Here is a 24,718-nt window from a genome sequence, read left to right as displayed (position 1 = left end):
TCCGTCTTTTTGTGTGGGCGCGCTAACCCCCCGGCGCAACGCCCACACGCTCAGTCCCGCGCGGTGCGTCGGCGCAGTGCCGCCGTACCGACGAGCGCGATGCCCGCGATGAGCGCGAGCAGGGCGAACCACAGGCTGGCGGGCGTCGAACCCGTCAGCGCCAGCGCCGTCACAGAGAGGGCGGCGGGTGCGACGCCGACACCGGCCCCGACATCTCCGGTGACACCGGTTGCCACCCCTCCGGTACCGGGCGTGCCGTCACCGGGGCCGTCCGTGCCCGGGTTCCCCGGGTCGGTCGGGTCGGTGGGGTCCGTCGGGACGACCGGGCCGGTCGGGCCGGTCGTGGTGCTGTCGCCGACAACCGAGACGGCATTGCCGCCCAGTGTCAGCGGCAGGGCGATCGGCGCGACCAGCTGGGTTCCACCGAGGACGCCCTCGGTACCCGTCGTGACCGGCTCACCCGTGCCGCCCGTTGTCGGTGCCGCAACCATGGCTCCCGTCGACTGGCTGTCGCCGAGGACGGAGATGGCGTTGCCGCCGGCCGTGACGGGCGCCTGGATGGGCGCCTGCACCTGTGTGCGCCCGGCGATGCCGTCGTCACCGTTGGTGGTCGCGTCCGTTCCCGTGCCGGTTCCGGCGGTGCCGGGTGCCGTGCTGGCTCCCGTCGACTGACTGTCGCCGAGGACGGAGATGGCGTTGCCGCCGGCCGTGACGGGCGCCTGGACGGGCGCGACCGCCTGTGTGCCGCCGAGGACCGCGTCGTCACCGTTGGTGGTTGCGTCCGTTCCCGTGCCGGTTCCGGCGGTGCCGGGTGCCGTGCTGGCTCCCGTCGACTGACTGTCGCCGAGGACGGAGATGGCGTTGCCGCCGACAGTGACGGGTGCCTGGATGGGCGCGACCGCCTGGGTGCCGCCGAGGACCGCGTCATCACCGGATGTGGTGGGTGCGGACGCCGGTTGGGCGGGTTCTGCCGGAGCGGGAGCGGGTGCCGATGCATCCGTCCCCGCACTGTCGGTCGACTGGCTGTCGCCGAGCACCGAGATGGCGTTGCCGCCCACGGTGACCGGCACGTCGACGCTCACGACGCCCTGCGTCCCCGACGCGAGGCCGTCCGTGCCGCCGGTGGTGACCGCCGGTTCGACGGGCGCCGGGGCCGGAGCGGGCGTTGTCGCGCCGGTGCTGGATGAATCCCCGAGCACCGAGACGCCGTTGCCGCCGAGGGTGACGGGCAGCGTGACATTGACGAGTGCCTGGGTGCCGGATGCCGTGCCGTCGTCTCCGGATGTCTCCGCAGCTTGGGCGACGGTCGCCCCGGCGAAGGCGAGTCCGCCTCCGATGAGCGCACCGAGGAGCGCTCGCTTGATGGTCCTACGCATGATGAATCTCCTGACTGGATGGGTGTCAGCGCGCCGAGCGGCGCACCGGATCGTCTGCCGCGCACGAGTGCGCGACGCGATCCCCGTCAGTCAGGAGAGACGTCTGTTGCGAAAACGGGAGCGCCCGGGAGGGCGTCGTCCGAGAGTGTGAGGGCGGCGCCACCGAACGGGCCCGAGCGCCACGAGAATTCGACGAGAGCTGCCCAGAGCGTCGCTGCGCCCGCGGCCGCCGCCGAGATCGCAGCGGGCGCCCCCGAGGGCCCCGCGGGCGCCAGGGGCCAGCCGCCCCCGCGTACGGATCCGGGTGCCGAAGCGGAGACGAGCGGCACGATCGACCCGACGATCAGCGCCCCGGCGAAGAACCCGCCGAAGACGAGCGCTTGCTGGGTGGTCAAGGTCGCGGCGGAACCGCCCGGTGACCCGAGAAGCGGTTGAGTCGCATCCCCCGGGAGCACAGAACTGGGAAGAGGCAGGATGCCTCTGGTTGCCGGATGCCCTGGGGTGCCGACGATCGTGGTGGCCGTGCCCGTTACGGCTGTGAGCAGCGCATCGACCGTACTCACGGCCGAGCCGAGCGTCTCCGTCACTCCCAGCTCGCCGGTGACCGTGCCGAGAATCGGCAACTCGTCGATCGCCGCGAGGAGCGGGGCGAGGGCCTGACTGACGGAGATACCGGAGACGATGCCGGTAGTCGACTCGGCGACGGTACCGGAGACGACATCGACGGTGTCGGCCGTACCGTGGAGGGCGGATGTCGTGGTGTCAGCGACGCCCGAGACGACCGTTGTGGCGATGTTCGCGACGCCCTGGATGACGGGCGTGACGACCGGCGCCGGAGTCTCCGGTACGGGCGCGGCGGCCGGCGCGGGCGGCGTGACGGCCTCGACCACGTCGACGACGACGGGCTCGGCGCCGTCGATGACGCTTGTCGCGGCAGAGGTCGTCTGCTGCATCGTGGAACTGACGATGCCGAGCAGGCCGCTGGGGTCGTCTTCCGCGGCGGACGCAGACGAGGACTGAGCGAGAGTTGTCGCCGCACACCAGGCGAGTCCGATTCCGCCCGCGAGCAGGAGCAAGCGTGACCACCGACCTTTTCGTGGTTCAACGTCAACGTTCATGTCCTCACCCCCCGGTTGGACAATCGGCTTGCATGTGAATGCTTGCGTAGCCAGGGACGTTACCCCCGTGGGTCGCATTCGTAAACCCCCCTACCGCAAAAAGGCCAGGGGTTGTGCACACCCTGACCCCGGATGTCGAACCTTCAAGCAATGCTTCAACCACATCCTGTTTCCACAGGCTGTGAACCATGAAATGCCTGTTCAAGATGATAAAAAAAGACAACATGAGACGGTTCTCATGTAGTTTTCCACAGGCTTCATACACAGGCACAGCGGCGTGTCCGGCCGTGTTTCCACAAAGTTATCCACAGGGCGTGTTGCGGGTGAATCTGCACGCCTTTACCGTGAGGGAGCGCACTTCGGGGGAGGCCGGGACAGGACGTTCCGGGCGAGTGTCGGAGGTGTCTGATCTGCTGTCGGGGGACCCGGCGATCAGACACACCCGCTCGGCGTTTTTCCGAAAGAGATGCGCTCGTCTGGGCTGCACGATGTTATCCGCGCCCGAGACGGGCCGGACAGAAGACCACCCGCGTGACGCGTGGGCGGGCCGGTTTCGGCGGAAGGGAGCGCGATGTCGATCGCTGACATCTCGGAGGAACGCCTCGGCGGAGCCCCCCGCGGACCCGAACGGACTCCCCCGCACGACACGCTCGCCGAGCAGTCGGCACTCGGCGGGATGCTCCTGTCGAAGGATGCTGTCGCCGACGTCATCGAGACGCTCCGCGGACCCGACTTCTACGTGCCGAAGCACGAGCTGATCTTCGAAGCCATCCTGTCTCTGTACTCGCACGGTGAGCCGACGGATGTGGTCGCCGTCACCGACGAGCTGATCAAGACCGGCGAACTGCAGCGCGCCGGCGGTGCCGACTACCTGCACACCCTGACCTCGATCGTCCCGACCGCGGCGAACGCCGGCTACTACGCGTCGATCGTCTCGGAGCGCGCGCTACTGCGTCGCCTGGTCGAGGCCGGAACACGCATCGTGCAGATGGGCTACTCGGGTCAGGGCGAAGCGCTCGATCTCGTCAACAACGCCCAGGCCGAGATCTACGGGGTGACCGGCGCCGAGGCTACGGAAGACTACGTACCGCTCACGACGGCGGTCGATGCCGCGGTCGAAGAGATCGAGGCGGCCCGCGGGCGCGACGGACAGATGACCGGCATCCCGACCGGCTTCTCGGGTCTCGATCAGCTCACGAACGGTCTGCACCCCGGGCAGATGATCATCATCGCCGCGCGTCCCGCCATGGGTAAGTCGACGCTCGCGCTCGACTTCGCCCGCGCAGCCGCGATCGCCCACGATATGCCGACGATCTTCTTCTCGCTCGAGATGGGGCGCAGCGAGATCGCGATGCGTCTGATGAGTGCCGAGGGCGCCGTGCCGCTGCAGAGCATGCGCAAGGGCACGCTCGACTCGCGTGACTGGACCACGATCGCCGCCACGCGCGGTCGCATCAACGACGCACCGCTCTACATCGACGACAGCCCGAACATGACGCTGGTCGAGATCCGCGCCAAGTGCCGCCGCCTGAAACAGCGGGTGGGGCTCAAGATGGTCGTCATCGACTACCTCCAGCTCATGACATCCGGCAAGCGTGTCGAATCGCGCCAGCAGGAGGTCTCGGAGTTCTCTCGCGCGCTCAAGCTGCTCGCGAAAGAGCTGGCCGTTCCGGTCATCGCGCTCTCGCAGCTGAACCGTGGCCCTGAGCAGCGGGCCGACAAGAAGCCCGCGCTGTCCGACCTACGTGAGTCGGGCTCGATCGAGCAGGACGCCGACATGGTCGTGCTGCTGCACCGCGAGTCGGCGTACGAGAAGGACAGCCCGCGCGCGGGAGAGGCCGACCTGATCGTCGCCAAGCACCGTAACGGCCCGACCGACACCATCACGGTCGCGTTCCAGGGCCACTACTCGCGCTTCACCGACATGGCGCCCGGCTGACAGGGAAACGTGTAGGTTCCGCGTGATGATGTCGGATTCCAGGGTGAGATGTCGGCTACTTGTCGGATACGACATTTGCGGTGGATTTGGCCAGCCGGCCGGGAGGGTGGCCGAGTTGAGGAATAGGCGGGTGTCACCCGTCGTGCGTAGCGTTGGCGTGGTTCGTCCGTGCAGGGGCTTCCCGCACGGTGGAGTTTGGAATCTGGGGAGAGGCGTTCCGCGTGGCTGAGACAGCGGTCGGATGGTTGAAGGATTTGACGGGGCTTTACACGCCAACGTCGACGCAGTTCGACGCAGCGCGGGGGCACCGAGCGTCTATCGAGAATCGGTTGGATGCCGAGTTCGGTGTTCGTGAGATGTTCGAGATCGGATCGCTCAAGCACGGCACGGGCGTCTGGACCTATAGCGACGCAGATTTCCTTGTGTCTTTGAAGGGTGTTCGTCCGGATTCGGAGTGGACGATGCTGAACAAGATCAAGTCGAGCTTGAAAACTCGGTTCCCCAGCACCGAGGTGGTCGTGCGCCGTCCGGCAGTGGTGTGCAAGTTCTCCGATGGAGTGGTGGAAGTCGTGCCGGGGTATCCCGGAACGACGGGCTACTGGATTGCTAATCCGGCGGATGGGTGGATGCTCACGCATCCCAAGGACCATAACTCGTACGTCAATGGTGTGAACTCGAAGCATGATGGAGCGGCGAAGAAGCTGGCCCGACAGATCAAGGTGTGGAAGTACCGGCGGAACGTGCCGGTGTCGTCCTGTTACCTGGAGATGCGCGCGGCGAAACACATGGATGGCGAATCAAGCTATTCGCCCCTGTGGGATCTGCACGCGAGCTTGAAGAAGATGCATGACGTCGAGCTCGCTGCGATGAACGATCCGACAGGACTTGGATCGCGGTTCACTGCGTGCTCGTCCCCTGCGAACAAGAGCGATGCCTTATCGAAGTTGGACACGGCGGTGACGCGGGCACGGAGGGCGAAGGAGTATGCGTCGGCCGGGGAAGATGCAAAGGCTATCGAGCAGCTGAAGCTTCTCTTCAACAAGTGAGACCGGGACCCATGACCAGCAGCGCGCCCCCCGACTACGTTCCCGGGCCGAGCGGGGCGATGCTCGACCGCCAGAACGCGCCGCGCGCCCTACGACTGTTGGTCGCGCAGCGACGGTTGTATACCGTGGCGAAGCGGTGGCAGGCCGTTCGGTGGTTCGGCGTGCTGATCATTGGCATAGCGGCACCCGTAGTCGCTATTCTCTGGCCACAGGCGGCTGTTGCTATGGGTGCGATCGCGGGTGCATGGCTCTTCGTCGGACGTACGTTACTTGCGTGGGCCGAGGCGCGACTGATGACGCGAGCGGCCGTGGTGCAGGAAGAGTTCGATCACTACGTATTCGGCATGCCGGAGACTATCGAGCGGTCGGGAGGTCCGACGCGTGAGGACATCGCCCATCTTGTCGGCCCCGATGATCGGCTGCCTGGCGTTGTACGGAAACAGCGTCTGGCGGACTGGTACCCGATCGATGCGGCGAATTCCGGTGCCCGGGCGGTGGCCATCGCACAGCGAGCGAACGCCGCGTACTCGGACCGGCTCCTCCGCGCGACGGTGACTGTGTGGGGAGTCGGGAGTGTCGCGTGGACGGTGCTGCTGATCACGATCAGCATGGTGGTGGGGATGAGCCTGGCCACGTTCCTGCTGGGTGTAGCACTCCCGGTTCTTCCGGCGTTCTTGGACGCCTTCGAGTACATCCGCAGCACCGCACGGGCGGCTCGAGATCGAGCAGACTTGGCTCGGACCATAGAGTCGCGCATCACCGCACAGAGCGACGAAGTTGAAGGCCAGGAGCTACTGGTCTGGCAGGAGCGGCTGTTCGAGCTGCGGCGCACAACCCCGCAGATTCCGAACTGGCTGTATCGCCTTCTGCGCCCGAAGAACGAGATGGCGATGCACGCCGCCGCTGGTCAGCTGACTGCGCGCCCGCCGGAAGGAACGCAACCCGATGAGTAATACGACCGCTCAGGCGTTCACGCAGTTCGTGACGGACTTGACCGCTACGACGTACCAGACGGACACGCTGGTGCCAGCACGAAAGCGGGGAGTGGATGAACGACTGACGGAGAAGTTTCCGAGCACCTCAGATCTGCCGTTTAGTCAGACGCACCTGATGGGGTCCTCGGCCAAGAACACGATCATTCGTCCATTCGATGACGTGGATGTGCTCGCGGTTTTCTCCAACGCGAAGGGGGCGTGGAGCACCTACCAGTGGGACTCGAAGTCCTTTATCTACCGAATCCGTAACGCCTACTCCGGGGTGTCCATCCAGCAGGTGGGAACACGCGGACAGGCCGTTCGTGTCTTCTACAACTCGGGTGGTCACGTCGACGTCGCACCGGTGTTCGACGCTGGCAACGGCGTCTACAAGCTCCCCGCCGGCGACGGCACTTGGATCAACACGGCTCCGCTGGTCGGCACGAGCTGGTACGCGGAGAGGAACCGGGTGCTCAGCTATCACCTGTCTCCCGTTGTGCGGCTCCTCAAGGCCTGGAACCGCGCCCACTCGATGCGATTCCGATCGTTCCACCTGGAGACCCTGGCTGCGTCGGCGTTCACCAGCGGCACCACGCGTTCTTCACCACCACCGACAAGCAGACAATGGGAACCGTCGCGGCGGACAAGACCCACCGCGGGCACGCGATCATCGAACAGGTCCACGCGGACCTGAAGGCGGGCCCGCTCGCTCACCTGCCCTCGGGAGTGTTCACCGCGAACAGCGCATGGCTCGTCCTCGCCGTGATCGCATTCAACCTCACTCGCGCCGCTGGACTCATCGCCGACCGAGGCGGGCGGCTCGCCCGGGCAACGACCGCGACGATTCGCCGCACCCTCGTCTCAGTGCCGGCACGACTGGCACGGACGGCGCGCCGCATCATCCTGCACCTGCCGGACGCCTGGCCCTGGCAGACCGCGTTCGACCGACTCTTCACCGCGACGCACGCACCACCACCACCGGCCGCGGCCAGCTGACCACCGCCGCCACCAGCGGCACGACCGAGAACGAAGTGGACAACCGGGATGAGACGCCCGGAACTCACCCCTGCCCGCAGCCGATCACGCCGCGCCCATCACGCCGACGCCACCCGCCGAAGGCTCATCGGTGGATCGAGGCTTAGGGTCCGGGTTCGAACCGAGGCTCGCGAGGGCTTCGGCGGGCGTGTGCTCGCGGCTGGGGATCTCTGTGCAGCCCGCCCGGCAGTACATGCCGACCGACAAGGCAGCGGTCGAACGGTTCTTCCGCACGATCAAGGAGCTCCTCGCGCAGCTTCCGGGGTACAAGGGCGAAGACCCGTCGGCTCGCGGCCGCCACCCGGAAGACGACGTGGTGTTCACCGTCTCCCAGCAGCAGCGCGGCGATAGCGACAATCCCGGCCGCGAGCCCGATACGCCCGGCGCACAGGAGGTCGAAGGGGCACGAGGGGGCGAATACGTGAATATTTGCGCCTGTGCGCTGTATACGACATACTGTACTCATGTCCGCAACGTTGACACCGGTGTCGCGCAAACTGAGTTCGCGAATGTACGACGAGCTCGAGAGAGTCATCGTCGACTGCTCGCTGCCTCCGGGAAGCCCACTGAAGGATTCGGATCTCGCCGCACAGTTCGGTGTCAGCCGAACTCCGGTGCGTGACACGCTCCATCTTCTAGAAGCATCGGGACTGGTCGAGCGCGGAAAATCGACCAGTTGGTTCGTGACGCCGATCCGGATGCGCGATGTCGAGGAGATCTCCGAGATGCGTGCTCTACTCGAGCCGGCTGGGCTTCCTCGCATCATCGATTGGGATGACGAGCGGCTTCAGCAGCTCGGATCGCTGTTCGACGAATTCCGCATCCCGGTGTCTGCATCGGACACGCAGAAGTATTTGGCGCGCGACGACGACTTCCACGGCATCCTCATCGGCGCCACTGGAAACAGCCGCATTCAAAGCACATATCGCGTCATCGATCGCCAACTGGCCAGATGCAAGCGATATGTCTCAGTGGGGGACGACCGGCGGCGTGCGGCCAGCTTGGAAGAGCATCGAGCGGTCTGTTCCGCCCTCGCCGCCCGTGATCTCGACGCGGCACGAGTAGCGCTCCTGGACCATCTCGAGCGCGCGCACGAAGCGCTCGCCGCTGCCGTTAAAGCGTCACTGGCATAACCCCGCGCGACCGGTACGCCCGTTCCGGTCGCATCAACATCACACCATCTATCAAGGGAGAGAGATGAAACTTCATCGCGCGATGATCAGCGTGGCAGTCGTCGGAATCGCCACCACCGTTCTCGCAGGCTGCGGCGGCGCGAGCAGCCCCGCGGCGACGGACGGTGCGGAGGGAGGCTCTGCGCTCCCGGCAACCACTATTCGGCTGGCTGTGGGAGACCCCGCGGCGTCGTCGGTGGGTCAAGCCGCCGAGCACTTCGCAGAAGCAGCCGATGAACTCAGCGACGGCGCGATCCAGGTCGAGGTCTTCACCGACGGGACGCTCTTCAACGGCGATCAGAACGCCGCGGTGAACCTCCTGGGTAACGGGACGCTCGACGCCACGATCATCTCGACGTCGGTGTACGCGTCGTTCGCACCCGGCATGAACGCCATCAGCCTTCCTTTCCTGTTCGGAGACATGGACGAGTTCAGCGACTACCTCGCAGGTGAGCCAGGACAGGAACTGTTGACGTCGCTCGAGGACCAGGGGATTGCGGGTCTGGCGATGCTGACACGCACTCCGCGAGTCACGACGAACTCCAAGGCACCGGTGGAAGAGCCGGAAGATTTCGAGGGCATGCGCATCCGGGTTCCGCAAAACGAGCTCTGGGTGAAGTTCTTCGGAGAATTGGGTGCGAACCCCACCCCGATGGACTTCAAAGAGGTCTACACGGCCCTGCAGCTCGGGACGATCGACGGTCAGGAGAACCCGATCGAGGTGCCGGTCTCCAATAAGTTCTTCGAAGTACAGGACTACCTGTCGCTGACGAACCACATCTCCGACGGATACGTGCTCGGCTTCAATAAGGACAAGTTCGACGGATACGCACCCGAGGTGCAGGATGTGCTGCGCGAAGCGGCCGCAGACACCGCCGACTGGAAGCGTGAGGCCGACGACGCTGAGGTCGAGGAGATCCTCGCTGACCTCGAAGCGCAGGGCGTTCAGATCAATGAGCTCACCGACGAGGCGCGAGGCCGGTTCGCCGAGATCGCTCTGGAGCTGTACCCCTCGTTCGAGCCGCTGGTAGGCGAAGAGTTCATGTCCCGCACCCTCGAGTACCTCGGCCGCTGACGCGCCCCGGACTCGCATACCGAGAGAGAAGTCAAGAGATGTCAGATCCAGAGCGCGAGGTGAGCACGAACACTACGGGGGTCCAACCGCTCATCGAGCCGATGGCTGAAGCGCACCGGCTCGGCAAGAGCGGGTGGCTATGGCGGATCGTCGAAGCGCTGCTTGCGATCGGCATTCTAGGGATGCTCGTGATGCTCTCGATACAGGTCGTCGCGCGCCTCGTCGGCACCTCTCCGCCATGGACGGAAGAGATTGCCCGGTTCCTCTTCATGGATGGCGTGTTCCTGGGGATGGCGGCCGGCTTCCGGGCCGCCGCCCATCCTCGGGTGTCCTCGCTCGTGGCGCGCGGGCCGATGTGGCTGGCGAAATTGAGTCTGCACGTCACCGTTGCCACGGCGGTGTTCTTCTTCGGCATCCTGACGTGGAAGACGATCGAGCTGATTATCCAGCAGATGCGCAGTAGCGAGACGAGTCCTGCGCTCGGTGTGAACATGTGGCTGGTGACTCTGCCACTAGCGATAGGAGCGGTGCTGTCGGTCATCGGGACCATTCAGGCGGTCTATTTCGATAAGGGACTGCGCCGCCGGCTTCTTCGAGGGGAGGTCATCGCATGATGAGTCTGACGCTCATCTCCATTTTCGTGGTGCTGCTCGCCTTGGGTGTGCCGCTCGCGCTGGCTCTGGGGGCCGGAGTCGTCGCTACCCTGCTCCTGTTCGGTTTGCCGCTCGACGTACTGGCGCAGTCGATGTTCAGCTCTATGAACAGCTTCCTACTGGTGGCGGTGCCGCTGTTCGTCCTTGCAGGTAACGTCATGGCGGGAGGCGGGATATCGGAGCGCATCTTCAGCGGCGCCGCCGCAATCTTCGGACGCTTCCGCGGTGGCCTGGGGCAAGTCAACATCGCGGCCAGCGCCGTCTTCGGCGGGATTTCCGGGTCATCGGTCGCTGATGTCGTCAGCCTGGGCAAGATCGAGATCAAGGCGATGACCGATCACGGCTACCCCAAGGCCTATGGGGCAGCAATGACGATGGTCACTTCGACCCTGTCGTCCGTCATCCCGCCCAGCATCCTGATGATCATCGCCGCTTCTTCGGCGGGCGTCTCCGTCGGTGCGGCACTGGCCGGCGGATTCGGCCCCTCGGTGGTGTTCATCGTCGTACTGATGATCATGAACTACATCATCTCGGTGCGCCGTAAGTATGGCGAGATCACGAAGGACAGTCTGAAGCAGAGCCTCAAAGTCATCGCGGTGGGGATCCCCGCTATGGGCGGGCCGATCGTCATACTGTTCGGTCTGTTCGGCGGACTGTTCACACCCACCGAGGCGGCGGCTATCGCGGTGGTCTACAGCGTTCTCGTGGCGATGTTCGTTTACCGCGACATGAAGCCTCGGCAGTTTCCGGCGATGCTGGTGGAGTCGGGTGTTACCACGGGCACCATCCTGTTCATCGCCATGGTTGCCGGTGCGGCGTCGTTCGTCTTCACAGTTGACGGGCTTCCCGCCAGGGTGAGCGCCGGTCTGACATCCATCACCTCCGATCCGACGATGATCATGCTGATCATCGGACTGATCCTCCTGGTCGTCGGAGCCATCATGGACATCACCGCCGCGATCCTGCTGACGATCCCGATTCTTATGCCGACGGCGCTAGCGGCCGGCGTCGACCCGGTTCACTTCATCGTGTTCCTGGTCGCGGCCCTCTCCATCGGCCTGGTAACGCCCCCGGTCGGAGTCTCGCTCTTCGCAACGTCGTTCGTCGCGAAGCTGCCCATCGAGCAGATCGTGCGTGCGGCCCTACCCCACTACGCCGTCATGGTAGTAGCAGTGGTCTTGCTGGCCGTCATCCCCGAGCTCGTGCTGCTACCCGCGGAGTGGTTGACCGGCTACGTGCCAGTCGGCCGCTGATTACTTCGCACTCCATCCGACACAAGGAAGAGAAAATGTCCGACGCACCCTCACCACGCTCGAGCTACGCCGCTGGTGCGTGGGTCGAAGATTCGACTGCGAAAATCGTCGAAACTCGCGATCCCGCCCGCCCTGATGAGGTCGTGGCGCGCTACGCCCTCGCGTCGACCGACACCGTGCAGCGCGCCATGAAAGCGGCACGTGCCGTCGCGCCGGCACTCGCCGTGACGACCGCCGCTGAGCGACACGACCTCGTGCACGATTTTCTCGCACTCTGGGTAGAGCGACAGGACGACCTCGCCGACATCGCCACGCGCGAAATGGGCAAAGCCCGGCAGGAGTCTTACGGCGAAACAGCCCGCGCCATCTTCGAAGCCCGGTTCTGGGCCGGCGAGGCCCTGCGTGTCGGCGGCCACACCTATCCCAGCACGCGCCCGAATACAGAGATTCTGACCGTCCGCGAACCACTCGGTCCCGTGGCGGCGATCACACCATGGAACTTCCCGATCTTGACGCCCCTGCGGAAAGTGATCCCCGCGCTCGTCAACGGATGCCCGGTATTGCTGAAGCCGGCGATGCAGGCGCCGGGAGCGTCGGTCATCATCGCCGAGATCATGGATCAGCTGAAGCTGCCCGCGGGAGCCTTCAGCCTGATCCTCGGTTCGGGGCGCGAGGCAGGGTCCGCCATGGTGGAGTCGCCCGATATCGCAGGTATCACGTTCACCGGCTCGACCGAAGTCGGCCTAGGAATCGCCGCGGTCGCAGCCGGTCGCAATGCGCGCACACAGCTGGAGATGGGCGGCAAGAACGCCGCGATCGTCGCCGAAGTGCGCGACATCGACAATGTCGCCGCGGAGATAGTCACCTCGGCCTTCACCGCCTCCGGGCAGCGGTGCACGGCGATCAGCCGCGTCATCGTGCTACCCGAGGTGCGCGAAGAACTCGAAGCGGCGCTTGTGCGCCACGCATCGACGATCGTGGTGGGCCACGGTCTGGAGCCCGGGACCGTCATGGGCCCCGTCGTCGATCGTGCCGCGCGCGACCGCGCCCTCGAAGCCGTCACCGTCGCTCGAAACGCAGGCGCGCGCGTGCTTCTCGGCGAGGACGGCTCGGCGCGAACCGACGGGGACGGCGGCTACTTCGTCGCGCCGACCATCGTTACCGACGTGGCGCCGGGCACCCCGCTCGCGGTGGAAGAGGTGTTCGCGCCTGTGCTCGCTGTGATCCCGGTATCCGACCTCGACGAGGCGATCGCGGTAGCGAACGAGACTGCGTACGGCCTGACCGCGTCGGTCTTCGCCGACAACGCGTACACCGCGCGACGCGCCGCCATGGCCTCTCGTACCGGGATGGTGCACATCAATCACGGCACGACCAGTGAGGGGCACATCCCCTTCGGCGGCGTTGCGCAGTCGGGTCAGGGGGCCTTCGGTATCGGCGCCACTTCGACCGAATTCTTCACGAGTCTGAAGGTCGTCTACGACCTCCACCCCTGACGCACTCCGCCTCCGACCCCATCCGCATCCTTCCTGGAGCCTTTATGAACTCGCACCGACCGTTCACCTTCGAGTTGCCGACCCGCATCTCCTTCGGCGTGGGCGCCGTGACCACGTTACCCGATGAGATCCGTGCCGTCGGCGGAACCTCGGTACTCCTCGTCTCTGATCCGGGGCTCGTCGCCGCCGGCGTTGTGGACCGTGTCGCGGCGTTGCTGCGTAAGGAAGGCCTCGAACCGGCCATCTTCACCGAAGTCGAGCCCGAGCCCGACGCGAAGGGCGTGATGGCAGCGGCAGAGCTCGCGCGCTCCAGCTCGGCGGATGTCGTCGTCGGCGTAGGCGGTGGAAGCGCGCTCGACACCGCCAAGTCTGCCGCCCTGATGGCGCGAAACCCCGGACACATCCGAGACTATTCGGGACTGAACGTGCCCAGTGAACGCGGCATCCCCGTCATCGCGCTGCCCACGACTGCCGGAACGGGAAGCGAATGCGCAATCTGGGCGGTGATCTCGGAGAAGCAGAAGCACGATAAGTACGGCGTCGGTGGGCGGAATATGACAGCCGCGGTCGCGCTGTGCGATCCCGCCCTGACTCTCACCCTTCCGGCGAGACAGACCGTCAGCACCGGTGCGGACGCCCTCGCTCACGCGCTGGAGTCGTACGTCAACAAGGCAACGCAGCCGATCTCCGAGGCGCTTTCGGAAAAAGCGATGGAACTCATCGCGCGGTCGTTCCGCTCGGCGGTGTTCCAGGGTGCCGACATCGACGCACGCTCCGACATGATGATCGCCGCGACCATGGCGGCCTGCGCATTTGCGCCAACACGGCTCGGCCTGGCACACGCCATGGCCATGCCGCTCGGCGCGCACGCGAAGATTCCGCACGGCGACGTGATCGCCATCCTGCTTCCCGAGGTCATGCGGTTCAATGTTGTGGCCGCTCAGCGGCAGTTCGCCGAGATCGCCCGCATCTTCAGCGTCGACACTCGGAGTCTGACCACGCGCGAGGCCGCGCACGCGGGCGTGGATGCCGTCACCGACCTCTTGCGCGATGTCGGCGCCCCCTCATCGCTATCGGATTACGGCGTTACGGAAGACCACCTGCCCGAGATCGCAGCCGAGAGCATGAAGTCGGGCAACATCGTTGTCAACCCGCGGCCGACTCGCGCACAAGACCTGATCGAGATCATGCGGCGGTGCCTGTGAACGACGACGCCACCCTCGTATCCGCTCCTGAACTGCGGGCCTACTGCGCCGCCATCCTGCGGTCTGCTGGGCTTCCAGATGACGATGCCGAACTCATCGCAGACTCGCTCGTCGAAGCGAACCTGCGGGGAATCGACTCGCACGGCGTCAGCAGGATTCCGATCTACGTCGAGCGAATCGTCCGTGGACTGACTAACACCCGCCCTGATGTCCGGGTCGTCTCCGAAAGCGGTGGCGCGGTGGTTCTCGACGGCGACAACGGCATGGGGCAGGTCGTCCTCCAGCGAGCCATGCAGCTGGCCCTTGAGAAGCTTCCCCACCAGAGCACCGTCAGCATCGCGGTGCGCAACTCGAACCACTACGGTTCGGGTGCGTACTTCGCTCGTCGTGCTACCGAGCACAACGCCGCCGCATTCATCTACGGCAACGCGCCGGCGACCATGGCGGCCTGGGGCGGAAGCGAACGCTTTCTCGGCACCAACCCCTATACGTTCGCCGTGCCCGCCGGATCGAACGATCCGATCGTCCTGGACATGGCGACGAGCGTGGTGGCTCGCGGCAAGATCATACTCGCCGATCAACTCGGGCAAGATATTCCCGTTGGGTGGGCCGTCGACGCCGAGGGCATGCCGACAACGAACGCGTCGGATGCGCTCGCAGGCAGTGTGCTCCCCTTTGGCGGGCCCAAAGGGTACGGAATCGCTCTCATGGTCGAGATCATGGCCGCCATGTTCTCCGGCGCCAACTCAGGACCGGCAGTCGGCGATCTGTACGACAATCTCGAGGAACGACAGGGCGTCGGCGCGTTCCTCACTCTCACAGACATCACCGCCTTCCAGCCCCTCGAGCACTTCGCTGCACGAATGGATGCGCTCGTCGCCGCTCTCAAGGCGACGGCCGCCCCAGGGAGTGAAGTCTTAATGCCCGGTGAGATCGAGCAGCGCAACGCCAACACACGCCTGGGCTCGGGCATCCCGCTTCCCCCCACCGTTGTGGCGGCTCTCGAAGCCATCGCCGACCGACCCTTTCCCGCTGGATCGCAAGCCCTCGTCACGGAGAATTCATGAACACAATCCGCATCCACGAACGAGCCCTCGCGGTTCCATCCGACCTCATCGCTCGTTTCGCTCGGCTACCGACGCCAGTGATCTCGGACAGCTCCGAGCGTGCGACGGGCGCGACAGGTCTGCAGCCGGTGGGAGCCTCGCTGTCATCACGCGGTGGCTCGTCGATGGCGGGCACTGCGCGCACCGTGCGCACCAGGCCGGGAGACAACCTCGCCGTCCACGTCGCGCTCGAACGCGGGGGCGACGGCGATGTTCTCGTCGTCGATGCTCGGGGCGAGACGACGAATGCGATCCTCGGCGAGCTCATGACCACGTACGCGCACACCCGGGGCTTCGAGGGCATCGTGGTAGACGGGGCCGTGCGGGATCATGACCCGATCTCCGCCGGACACCTCCCGGTTTTCGCCCGCGGGATCTCGCATATGGGACCGTACAAGAGCGGACCCGGTGAGTTGCACGGTACCGTCACGATCGGCGGTGTTCCGGTCTCCGACGGCGACCTCGTCGTTGGAGACTCCGACGGCATCGTCGTGGTTCCGGCCGCACGCATGCAGGAAGTGCTTGTGATGGCCGAGTCGATCGCCGCGAAGGAAGAGGGACAACGTGTGGACATTGCGGCCGGCCGCTGGGATCGCTCGTGGATCGCGTCGGCCGCCAACATCGTCGATGCGACGTCGGCCCTGGCATGACTCCGAGCCACGTCCTGGTCACCCGTTCGCTCACCGCGGCCGCGATGTCGGCCGCGCAGCGGCTTCTCGCTCCGCTGGTCGTCTTGGATGACGCGCCGCCCGACCGTGCCGAACTTCTGCGCTCGGCGCGCGGTGCCGTCGCGATCGTGTCGCTGCTGACCGAGCAGATCGACGACGAGCTGTTCGACGCCGCAGGCGGGCAGTTACGGATCGTTGCCAACGTGGCGGCAGGGGTCGACAACATCGATCTCGAGGCGGCCGCCCGCCGCGGCATCCTCGTGTCGAATACGCCTGGCGTGCTAGACGAAGCCACGGCAGACCTCGCCTTGGCTTTGATCCTCGCGACGACGCGACGCATCGTCGAGGCCGACCGATTCATTCGCAGCGCAGAGCAGTGGATCTGGGGTCCGAAAGATTGGGTGGGTCTCCAGGTGAGCGCGGGCGCTACGGTCGGCATTGTTGGCCTTGGACGCATCGGTATGGCGGTCGCTCGACGCGCTCACGCGTTCGGCGCGCGCATCATCGCGACGGGGAGTCGCTCGTCCGGACCGGAAGCCGCGGCCCTCGAGGTGGTGCCGGTTGGTCTGGATGAACTGTTCGAGACCGCCGACGTCGTGACGCTGCACTGTCCGCTGACCAGCGAAACCCGCGGCATGGTGGATGCTGCGCGGCTCAAGTCGATGCGACAGGGTAGCTATCTCATCAACACCGGCCGCGGACCTCTCGTTGATGAGGATGCACTGGCTGATGCGCTGGAGGAGGGCCGACTGGCCGGTGCAGGCTTGGACGTGCACGAGAACGAACCACTCGTCAACGAGAGACTGCGGCGCTCGGATCGCGTCGTGCTGCTGCCGCACATCGGCAGTGCGGGCGCCGCGACGCGAGATGCGATGGGACTGCTTGCTGTGCGCAATGTCGCCGAGGTGCTCGCCGGTCGGCGTCCGATCACGCCCGTCGATTGACCGGCGAGTCAGTCATGAAGACGGTCGTTATCGCGCCAGACAGTTTCAAAGGATCGATCAGCGCGTCGGACGCCGCTCGCGCGCTGGCTGAAGGTTGGACACGCGTGAGACCGGGCGACACGATCGTGCTTCGCCCCATGGCCGATGGGGGCGAGGGGACCCTCGATGCTTTCGCCATGGCGGTTCGCGGAGCGTTGCGCATGCCGGTGACCGTGGACGGACCCCATCATGAGCCGGTGGACAGCGAGTGGCTTCTGCTGCCTCCTACCCCTCAGTCGCCGCGCGGTATCGGTGTGGTCGAACTCGCCCGCACCAGCGGTATCGAGGTTCTGGGAGGCCTACTGAACCCGTGGGGGGCTGACACGCGGGGCTTCGGTGAGGCGATCGCTGCTGCCCTCGACCACGGGGTCTCGTCGCTCGTGGTCGGCATCGGTTCGAGTGCGTCCACTGACGGCGGAATGGGCGCTCTCACGGCCCTCGGTGCCCGATTCACCGATCGCACCGGCGCACTCGTCCTTCGCGGGCTGCGTGGCCTGGCCACCGTGGAGCACGCCGACCTTTCTCTTCTGCGGCCAGTGCCACCGGGAGGCGCGATCGTGCTGACCGATGTGAGCAACCCGCTTCTCGGGCCGCGAGGCGCGGCGAAGATCTTCGGTCCGCAAAAGGGGCTCGACGCAGAGGGCATGATGCGAGCGGACCAAGCGCTGTCTCGTCTGGCTGGTCTGCTGGCGACAGACCCCTCGGCGCAGGGCGCGGGAGCGGCCGGAGGTGCGGGATACGGGATGCTGACGTGGGGTGCGACGCTGACCCCCGGGGCGCGCGATGTCGGGCGTCTGATCGGTCTCGCCGATGCGGTGGCGAACGCAGACATCGTCGTGACTGGTGAGGGCTCCTTCGACGGTCAGTCCGCCGAAGGGAAGGCCCCGGCACACGTCGCCGAACTCGCCCGGGCCGCAGGGATTCGTGCAGGGCTGGCGGCGGGGCGGATCGCTCGAGACGCCGACCTCGGAGAGTTTTCGGCGACGGAGGCTCTGGACATGCTCTCGGGCTCTTCTGAGGCCGCTCTGGCCGAACCCGCGAAATGGCTGAGGGAGGCGGGGAGCCGCCTCGGGCTGGCGCTCGGGAACACCACCCACCCTTGATGATCGAAACGAACAGCAGATATGATCGATTCAATCAAGGAGGTAAGGCAAGATGGCTGATTCCACGCCGACATCGCGCCGGCGACGAGTGATCGATCTGCTCGCCACTAGTGATGGTCCGCTCAGCGCAGAGGTGCTCCGCGAGCAGCTGAGTGTCTCGCTGGTCACCGTGCGCCGCGATCTCGAGACCCTCGAGCGGTCGGGCGCCGTCATCCGCACACACGGCGGCGCGATGATCAACTCTCTGCGAGCCGAGCGCTCCATTAGCGAGCGCAACGACACGAACGCCCTCGCGAAGGCCGAGATCGCTGCGACGGCGGCGAGTCTGGTCAGCCCCGGGCTCACTGTCTTCCTCGATGCCGGAACCACGACGTCGCGAATAGCGGCAGAACTGGTGACGGTTCCTGACCTCACGATCGTCACCAGCGGGCTCAACGTAGCCTCCGTTCTCGCAGAGGCGGGGCCGGGTACGACCGTGATCTCCACCGGTGGAACCCTCCGGAGGGTCAATCAAGCGTTTCTCGGACCCTTCGCCGAACTGGTCGTCAGCACGATCTACGCAGACATCGCGTTCATCGGCACCGATTGCGTGCACACGTCGCGAGGCCTCTCGTCTCGAACGCCAGAGCAAAATTCACTCAAGAGACTAATGATCAGCCAGGCTCGCCGACCCGTGGTCGTCGCCGACTCGTCGAAGCTCGGCGCGACGTGGGCGACCCATTGGTTCGTCCCGTCAGGCCCGCTCGAACTCATCACCGACAGTCGTGCAGACAGGGCCACACTCGAGGATTTCGCCCAGTCGGCGTCGTGGAAGCTCGTCGCTCACGAAAACGCCGGCGCCGCCACCCTCGTCGACCCAACGAAAATCGAAAGGCTCGCGTGAACTCTTCACTACCCGAGGTCATGAAGCGCGCGGTTCTGCACGCGCCTCGCGACCTCCGCATCGAAAACGTGCCGGTGCCCGTTCTCCAGCCGGGCGAGGCTCTGGTGCGCGTGCAATCTGCGCTCATCTGTGGCACCGACCTGAGGATCGTCGATGGCACCAAGACCAAGAATGTCGTCTACCCCTCGGTACTCGGTCATGAGTTCTCCGGAGAGATCGTCGCGGCCGATGGTGCCCTCCCCGAAAACCTCCGCATCGGCGATCGCGTCGCGGTCTATCCGCTCGTCCAGTGTGGTGAGTGCGCGAGCTGCCAGCGCGGTCGAGGGAACATCTGCCGCAACCGTCGAGCGTTCGGCTACCAGATCGATGGAGCATTCGCCGAATACGTCCGCATCCCGGCTGAAGCGGTGCACGCAGGAAATCTTGTGCCGGTCGGAGACACGCCCGCCGACATCGCGGCCGTGATCGAACCACTCGCCTGCGCGCACAACGGACAGCGACTCATCGACGCGCACTCGGCGCGGTCGATGCTCGTCGTGGGTGCCGGCCCACTTGGGCAATTGCACCTCCGACTTGCCCGCGCTCTGGGCGTGGAGACCGTCATCGTGGTCGATCCGGCGCCTCACCGGCGCGAGGTCGCTCTCGCATCGGGCGCCGCTGCGGCGCTGGACCCGTCGGAAGTCACTCCCGAGCGTGTCGCGAAGATCACCGAAGGCGCAGGCTTCGACACCATGGTGGTCGCGGTCGGTCGGGCCGACGCTATGGAACCGTATCTGCAAATGCTGGCCCCGGGAGGGCGGGTGAATGTCTTCGCAGGCTTCCCCGATGGGACCGATCAGGTGCGTATCCCCGCCAACTCGGTTCACTACAACGAAACCACCATCGTCGGAAGCTCATCCTGCACGCTCGACGACTTCCGCCGCGTCGCTGAACTCGTTCGCACCGGCGCGATTGCCGCGGATGGACTCGTCACCGCGCACCTACCTATCGAACAACTCGACGAGGCTCTCGAACGCGCCCGCCAGGGGATCGATCTCCGAATCAGCATCGACGCGACGGGCAGCCTCGTCGCCACACACAGAGGAACCAACGCATGACAATCGACACCTTCACCCCCTCCCTCGGGGCCGGCAGTGCCCTGGGCCGTTCGATCCGACTCCGCCGCCTCTTCGGCGACGACGGTCGCGCTGTCGTCGTCGCGCTCGACCAGGCAGTACCCCGCGGCGTGGCACCGCGCCTTGCGGCCATCAAAGACACGTGGGCGCAGATCGCCGCGGGCGAGCCCGATGGCGTGACCGTCTCCAAAGGCATCGCCCCCGTGCTGTTTGGCAGCGGGGCACCGCGACCGTGGATCTTGAAGGCGAGCACGTTCTCGGTCGACTTCCACCTCACCTACGACGCGACGATCGCTTCCGTCGATGAGGCCGTGCGCTTGGGTGCGGATGCGGTGGCCGTCGGAATCAGCGCCGGCTCCTCGATGCAGGCGCAGATGCTCGAAATGCTCGCGCGTGTCACTGAACGTGCGGCCGAGGTGGGCCTGCCGACGGTGTGCCACGCCTACCCCAGCGGCGAACTGTGGGGCGACCGGAAGGGCTCGGCAGAGTCGGTGCTCTACGCTGCGCGCGCCGCAGCCGAAGTCGGCGTCGACATCATCAAGACCTGGTACACCGGCTCGACAGAAAGCTTTCGCGAAGTCGTGGACGGAACGCCCGGACTCGTCATGGTGGCGGGTGGCGCAAAGCTCGACACCGACCTCGAAGTTCTTCAGTTCGCCGAATCGGTCGTTGACGCCGGAGCTGCCGGCCTCACGATCGGCCGCAACGTCTGGGGTGCCGACAATCCGACAGGAATGGTTCGGGCGCTTCGGGCGGTCGTGCACGACGGACAGAGTGCGACCGACGCCGTGCGCGCCCACCTCGGCACTTAGGCCGCTCAGCGATGAGAGCGGCCCTGTACGTCGGACTGGACGTCGGAACCACGGCGACGAAAGCCGTGATGATCGATGACTCGGGCAGAGTCGTCGCGCGGGGTCGTGCGTTGCACGGTCGCGGCGCACCACTCGGGCGGGCCGATCCGGCCGAGTGGTGGTCGAGCGCGGTGGCGGCGATCGGCCAGTTGGGCCCTGCGCGCTCGGATGCGGTGGCGATCGGCCTCTCGGTGAACTCGCCGGTTATGGTTCCCCTCGATGACAGGGGCGAACCGCTCGCTCTCGGCTATAGATTCGACGCGGCCGGCCTCGATGGGCTGGTGTCGGCAGCGGCGCCCGCGCTGACGGCGGAGGTCCACGACCGGCTCGGCAACCCCTTCACCCCCGCGACCGCCATCGTGCTGGCCCATAGTCTCTTCCAGCGTGAGCACCCACAGGTGTCCGATCGCCTACGCTGGCTCGGCTCGACCGGTTCGGTGGTGGGGCGGTGGTTGACCGGGCAGATCGCCATTGACCCGAGCCAGGCGTCATACTTCGGCTGTTTCGACGTCATCGGGGGCCAGTTCTGGCTGCCGGCGGTCGCGGAGACTCTGGGCATCCCACCGCACATGCTCCCTCCTGTTCTGTCCGGAGGAACGGGATTGGGGCCGCTCACCGTGTCTGCCGCCGATCACCTCGGGCTGCCGCCGGGCATTCCGGTCGCGGTCGCCGGCGGTGACACGCCCAGTGCGGCAGTAGCAGTGGGACTGGGTGAGTCGTCGGATGCGCTCTTGACCCTCGGCACCACTCACGTGGTGACACGGTGGCACGAGCGCCCCGACCCCCGCAATCGGCGGCTTCTCCAGCGTGTGCACGTCAGGCCCGGAGCGTGGTTGTCGCACGGTGCGACCAATGGTGGCTTTGCTCTCGTCTCCGGAGCAGAACACACCGGTCGAACCGGACCGAGCGGCGTCGGGGAGATGATCTCGGTGGCGGCGTCGGCAGAGACGAGCGAGATCAAGACCGCTCCGGTCTTCCTCCCACACGTCACCGCCGAGCGGGGTCCGCTATGGATGTCACGGCCCGCGACGGGGATCATCCGGGATTCTTCTGCCGCGTCGCCGGACCCTCGCGCGGTGGATTGGGCCGTCGTGGAGGGGGTTCTGTTTGCCGACCGGTTGGTTCTGGAACACCTCGTACAAGGCGATGACACCGTCAGGGTGGCGGCGGATCTTTCAGCCACCTCCGACTTCGTACAGTTGGCCGCCGATGCGTTCGATCGTCGGCTCACAGTCGTCGACGAGTCTCATCTCTCCGCGGTGGGGGCTGCTCACCAGGCGGCGGCCATGCAGGGCGTATTGATCGACGTGCTCGGCGACGACGCGGTGTTCACGCCGCGCGCGGAACGTCGCGCGGTGACGAACTCCCGGTGGCACTCATGGCGCGAGAAGCGGGCGGAGCACATCGACATGTGAGCGCGGTTGCGCTGAGCGTCACAACGCGCGGAGCTTCTCGAGCAGCGGACCCGCGATCTCCGACACGAACCGATCCTGAGCTGCGTCGCCGACCTGCACTACCGCGACGTCGGTGAATCCGGCGTCGACGTAGTGCCGCAAGCTCTCTGCGAGTTCGTCGAGGTCGGGGCCACACGCGATCGATCCGACCACGTCGTCGGGGCGAACGAACTGGGATGCTGCGGCGAACCCTGCGGGCGTCGGCAGGTCGGCGCTGACCGCCCAGCCGCCCCCGAACCAGCGGAACTGCTCGTGCGCGCGCGATGGCGGTGTAGCGGTCAGGATCCCGAAAGTCTTGACGCGCTTGTCCATCCGGCGGGTGGAGACCCCAGCGAGGTAGCATTCCGCGGCGACAGTGATCAGCGCGGTCTCGGCGCGTTTGCGGCGTGCGAGCAACCATTCTGGGAAGTAGGTGCCCTGGCGAAGTTTCGGGATGGCGACGTCGATTGTCTCGACACGCGTATCGAGGTCGCGGTGCCGCTACCCGTTTCGTTGCGCAGTGCGGTCGGGGCTGGGATTTCCCATTCGGCGCCGACGACAGCGTGCGCGTCGGCGGACAGCAGCGCGTTGATCGTGGTCTGCAGCAGGCTGCTCATCAGATCGGGCGACGCGTCGGTCAGGGCTTCAGCGAGCACGTTCGCAGGATAGACAATATGAAGTGCGGTCATCGTAATGATGCCCTTCGAGTGGCGGTAAGAGACTTCTCGGAGGATCACACGGTGACCGCGCCTACGTCGCAAACGACGAGCCGGCCACCGCGGGCCACACCACCTTAAGGGGCACTCTTCGGGCCATGGGAGACCGTGTGGAAGCGGCACCGCCGGTACGCCGGCGATGGAAGGCGGCCTTTTCTCTTTGCTCAGCCACGGTATTCCGAGAACAGCGGTTACGAGCGACGAGCTCGTACCGTCGGAGGTGTGCAGATCGGTAAACGCCGAGGTGTCTGAGTTCGAGCGATTGTAGGAATCCGCCATTTCGCGTGGAACTCGGAGTCAGTGACCACCGCCAACTAGCTTGGAATCGCGGCAACTTCCGTCATCTCCAGCGGGAACCTACAGGGAAACGACTCCACCTGAACATCGCGTAGACCGCGGGCGTCAGTCGAGGTGGTGGGCGAGAGCTTCGAGGAGTCCGCGCATGCCTTCTTCGCGTTGCGGGGCATCGGCGATGAACCGGTCGAAGAACACCCCGTGCTCGACGTGAGTGAGTCGCGTTCCGAGGGGTGTCGGCTCGAACTCGAATGAGGCGACGGAAGTCGACATATGGACCCCGTCGAGCCACATGTCGTAGGTCGTGACGATACGGACGTGCTCGATGATGTCGGCATAGACGCCCTCGTAGCGGGAGACGGGGCCGCCATGGAACTTGGCCTCGTCGATGTCGCGGCCGCCGACGCGGAAGTCGAACGCCCAGACGCTGCGATCGAATGTGTCGCCGTCGCCGAACCACTCGCGTCTGCGCTCTTCCTCCGCGAACGCGCGCCAGACGTTCTCGACGGGCACCGGATATTCGCGGGTGAGGGTGAAACCGGAGTGGGCGAGTCGGCGGTCGTTCATCGGGGGTTCCTAGCGCGTGAAGGTGACGTGGATGGTTCCGCTCTCCGCGACCTCGGTCGTCACGGTGTGGGTGCGCTCGAGCCCGCGCAGGTCTTCCCACACGCGGTTGCCGCGACCCAGAACGATGGGCGCGACCGCGACGTGAAGGTCGTCGACGAGGCCGCTGCGCAAGAAGTCACGTGCGGTGCGGATGCCCCCGCCGACCCTGACGTCGAGGCCCGCCGCGGATGACGTCGCCTCGGCCAGGACATCCTCGATCGCTCCACTGCGGAAATGAAAGGTCGTTCCGCCCTCCATCGGGATGGATGCTCGCGGTGCGGAGTGGGTGAGGACGTAGACCGGACAGCCGAACGGCGGCCGGTCCCCCCACCATCCTCTCCAATCCGCGTCCTCGGGGTGGGAGTGGAGCCCGAACATGGCCGCGCCCATGATCTCCGCGCCGACACCCTCGAAGAATGCTTTCGCGTACCCGTCGCCGATGCCGGTCGTTCCCGCGCCGCCGGTCTCGCCGAACACCTTCTGCCGGAAGGTGCGGGTCGCCGCGTACGCCGCCGTCAACGGTCCCCAGTCGTCACCCATCGGGTTCTCCGATCCGGGTTCGGGTGCGGCGGTATACCCGTCGAGCGATGAGAAGAGGTCGATGCGTACGCGCGTCAT

At 66.0% G+C, this 24,718-nt stretch carries 21 protein-coding genes and 3 pseudogenes; 19 read left to right on the top strand and 5 right to left on the bottom strand.

Annotated features, from left to right (window positions below; all coding sequences use genetic code 11):
* Nucleotides 1–50 precede the first annotated feature (50 nt).
* Nucleotides 51–1,376 carry a hypothetical protein gene (locus CGU35_RS16305; RefSeq protein ID WP_100812529.1) on the bottom strand — a complete coding sequence of 442 codons (1,326 nt, stop codon included), beginning with the start codon at nucleotides 1,374–1,376 and terminating at the stop codon, nucleotides 51–53.
* Nucleotides 1,377–1,462: 86 nt separating this feature from the next.
* Nucleotides 1,463–2,494, bottom strand: coding sequence for a hypothetical protein (locus CGU35_RS16300; protein ID WP_157814040.1), 1,032 nt, complete (start codon nucleotides 2,492–2,494; stop codon nucleotides 1,463–1,465).
* Between the two features lie 571 nt (nucleotides 2,495–3,065).
* Between CGU35_RS16300 and dnaB the strand changes: the two genes are divergently transcribed.
* From dnaB to CGU35_RS16210, 19 genes and pseudogenes are all read left to right on the top strand, one after another.
* Nucleotides 3,066–4,433 (top strand): replicative DNA helicase, encoded by a 1,368-nt coding sequence (gene dnaB, locus CGU35_RS16295; protein WP_100812527.1) that lies wholly within the window; start codon nucleotides 3,066–3,068, stop codon nucleotides 4,431–4,433.
* A gap of 221 nt (nucleotides 4,434–4,654) precedes the next feature.
* A complete protein-coding gene (locus tag CGU35_RS16290; RefSeq protein WP_157814039.1) occupies nucleotides 4,655–5,479 on the top strand; it encodes an SMODS domain-containing nucleotidyltransferase in 825 nt (274 codons plus the stop codon).
* An 11-nt stretch (nucleotides 5,480–5,490) separates the two neighbouring features.
* Entirely contained in the window at nucleotides 5,491–6,432 is a 942-nt protein-coding gene (locus CGU35_RS16285; RefSeq protein WP_157814038.1) for an S-4TM family putative pore-forming effector, read from the top strand.
* Nucleotides 6,425–6,907 (top strand): annotated as a pseudogene (locus CGU35_RS18470) (SMODS domain-containing nucleotidyltransferase); the annotation flags it as partial. The gene CGU35_RS16285 and the pseudogene CGU35_RS18470, both read left to right, overlap by 8 nt.
* A 107-nt stretch (nucleotides 6,908–7,014) precedes the next feature.
* Nucleotides 7,015–7,449 (top strand): annotated as a pseudogene (locus CGU35_RS16280) (transposase); the annotation flags it as partial.
* 503 nt (nucleotides 7,450–7,952) lie between these two features.
* Nucleotides 7,953–8,621 carry a GntR family transcriptional regulator gene (locus tag CGU35_RS16275; protein WP_100812524.1) on the top strand — a complete coding sequence of 223 codons (669 nt, stop codon included), beginning with the start codon at nucleotides 7,953–7,955 and terminating at the stop codon, nucleotides 8,619–8,621.
* Nucleotides 8,622–8,685: 64 nt separating this feature from the next.
* Nucleotides 8,686–9,735, top strand: coding sequence for a DctP family TRAP transporter solute-binding subunit (locus tag CGU35_RS16270; RefSeq protein WP_232711367.1), 1,050 nt, complete (start codon nucleotides 8,686–8,688; stop codon nucleotides 9,733–9,735).
* Between the two features lie 38 nt (nucleotides 9,736–9,773).
* Nucleotides 9,774–10,349 carry a TRAP transporter small permease gene (locus CGU35_RS16265; protein WP_100812523.1) on the top strand — a complete coding sequence of 192 codons (576 nt, stop codon included), beginning with the start codon at nucleotides 9,774–9,776 and terminating at the stop codon, nucleotides 10,347–10,349.
* Entirely contained in the window at nucleotides 10,346–11,641 is a 1,296-nt protein-coding gene (locus CGU35_RS16260; RefSeq protein ID WP_232711366.1) for a TRAP transporter large permease, read from the top strand. Before CGU35_RS16265 ends, CGU35_RS16260 begins: the two co-directional genes overlap by 4 nt.
* A gap of 35 nt (nucleotides 11,642–11,676) precedes the next feature.
* Nucleotides 11,677–13,137 carry an aldehyde dehydrogenase family protein gene (locus CGU35_RS16255; RefSeq protein ID WP_100812522.1) on the top strand — a complete coding sequence of 487 codons (1,461 nt, stop codon included), beginning with the start codon at nucleotides 11,677–11,679 and terminating at the stop codon, nucleotides 13,135–13,137.
* Between the two features lie 44 nt (nucleotides 13,138–13,181).
* Nucleotides 13,182–14,342 (top strand): iron-containing alcohol dehydrogenase, encoded by a 1,161-nt coding sequence (locus CGU35_RS16250; protein ID WP_100812521.1) that lies wholly within the window; start codon nucleotides 13,182–13,184, stop codon nucleotides 14,340–14,342.
* Nucleotides 14,333–15,409, top strand: coding sequence for an Ldh family oxidoreductase (locus CGU35_RS16245; protein WP_100812520.1), 1,077 nt, complete (start codon nucleotides 14,333–14,335; stop codon nucleotides 15,407–15,409). Before CGU35_RS16250 ends, CGU35_RS16245 begins: the two co-directional genes overlap by 10 nt.
* Nucleotides 15,406–16,098, top strand: coding sequence for an RraA family protein (locus CGU35_RS16240; RefSeq protein WP_100812519.1), 693 nt, complete (start codon nucleotides 15,406–15,408; stop codon nucleotides 16,096–16,098). Before CGU35_RS16245 ends, CGU35_RS16240 begins: the two co-directional genes overlap by 4 nt.
* Entirely contained in the window at nucleotides 16,095–17,060 is a 966-nt protein-coding gene (locus CGU35_RS16235) for a 2-hydroxyacid dehydrogenase (RefSeq protein WP_100812518.1), read from the top strand. The genes CGU35_RS16240 and CGU35_RS16235 overlap by 4 nt, the downstream gene beginning before the upstream one ends.
* A 14-nt stretch (nucleotides 17,061–17,074) precedes the next feature.
* Entirely contained in the window at nucleotides 17,075–18,202 is a 1,128-nt protein-coding gene (locus CGU35_RS16230; protein ID WP_100812517.1) for a glycerate kinase, read from the top strand.
* Between the two features lie 52 nt (nucleotides 18,203–18,254).
* Entirely contained in the window at nucleotides 18,255–19,085 is an 831-nt protein-coding gene (locus CGU35_RS16225; protein WP_100812516.1) for a DeoR/GlpR family DNA-binding transcription regulator, read from the top strand.
* A complete protein-coding gene (locus CGU35_RS16220; protein WP_198519625.1) occupies nucleotides 19,082–20,182 on the top strand; it encodes an alcohol dehydrogenase catalytic domain-containing protein in 1,101 nt (366 codons plus the stop codon). The genes CGU35_RS16225 and CGU35_RS16220 overlap by 4 nt, the downstream gene beginning before the upstream one ends.
* Complete coding sequence (locus CGU35_RS16215) at nucleotides 20,179–21,012, top strand: class I fructose-bisphosphate aldolase (RefSeq protein ID WP_100812514.1); 834 nt, start codon at nucleotides 20,179–20,181, stop codon at nucleotides 21,010–21,012. Before CGU35_RS16220 ends, CGU35_RS16215 begins: the two co-directional genes overlap by 4 nt.
* Nucleotides 21,013–21,023: 11 nt before the next feature.
* A complete protein-coding gene (locus CGU35_RS16210; RefSeq protein ID WP_100812513.1) occupies nucleotides 21,024–22,466 on the top strand; it encodes a xylulokinase in 1,443 nt (480 codons plus the stop codon).
* Nucleotides 22,467–22,787: 321 nt separating this feature from the next.
* Here CGU35_RS16210 and CGU35_RS18460 read toward each other — a convergent pair.
* The 3 genes and pseudogenes from CGU35_RS18460 to CGU35_RS16195 all read right to left on the bottom strand — a co-directional run.
* Nucleotides 22,788–23,173, bottom strand: a pseudogene (locus CGU35_RS18460) (transposase); the annotation flags it as partial.
* A 429-nt stretch (nucleotides 23,174–23,602) separates the two neighbouring features.
* Entirely contained in the window at nucleotides 23,603–24,061 is a 459-nt protein-coding gene (locus CGU35_RS16200; RefSeq protein ID WP_100812512.1) for an SRPBCC domain-containing protein, read from the bottom strand.
* Between the two features lie 9 nt (nucleotides 24,062–24,070).
* The gene (locus CGU35_RS16195) at nucleotides 24,071–24,718 is read right to left on the bottom strand and encodes a dihydrofolate reductase family protein (RefSeq protein WP_100812511.1); all 648 of its coding nucleotides are present in this window, start codon (nucleotides 24,716–24,718) and stop codon (nucleotides 24,071–24,073) included.

The sequence above is a fragment of the Microbacterium sp. BR1 genome, assembly GCF_002812725.1.
Lineage (GTDB): Bacteria > Actinomycetota > Actinomycetes > Actinomycetales > Microbacteriaceae > Microbacterium.
The sequence above is the reverse complement of the archived record's forward strand: the minus strand, read 5'-3'. Positions and strand labels throughout refer to the sequence as shown.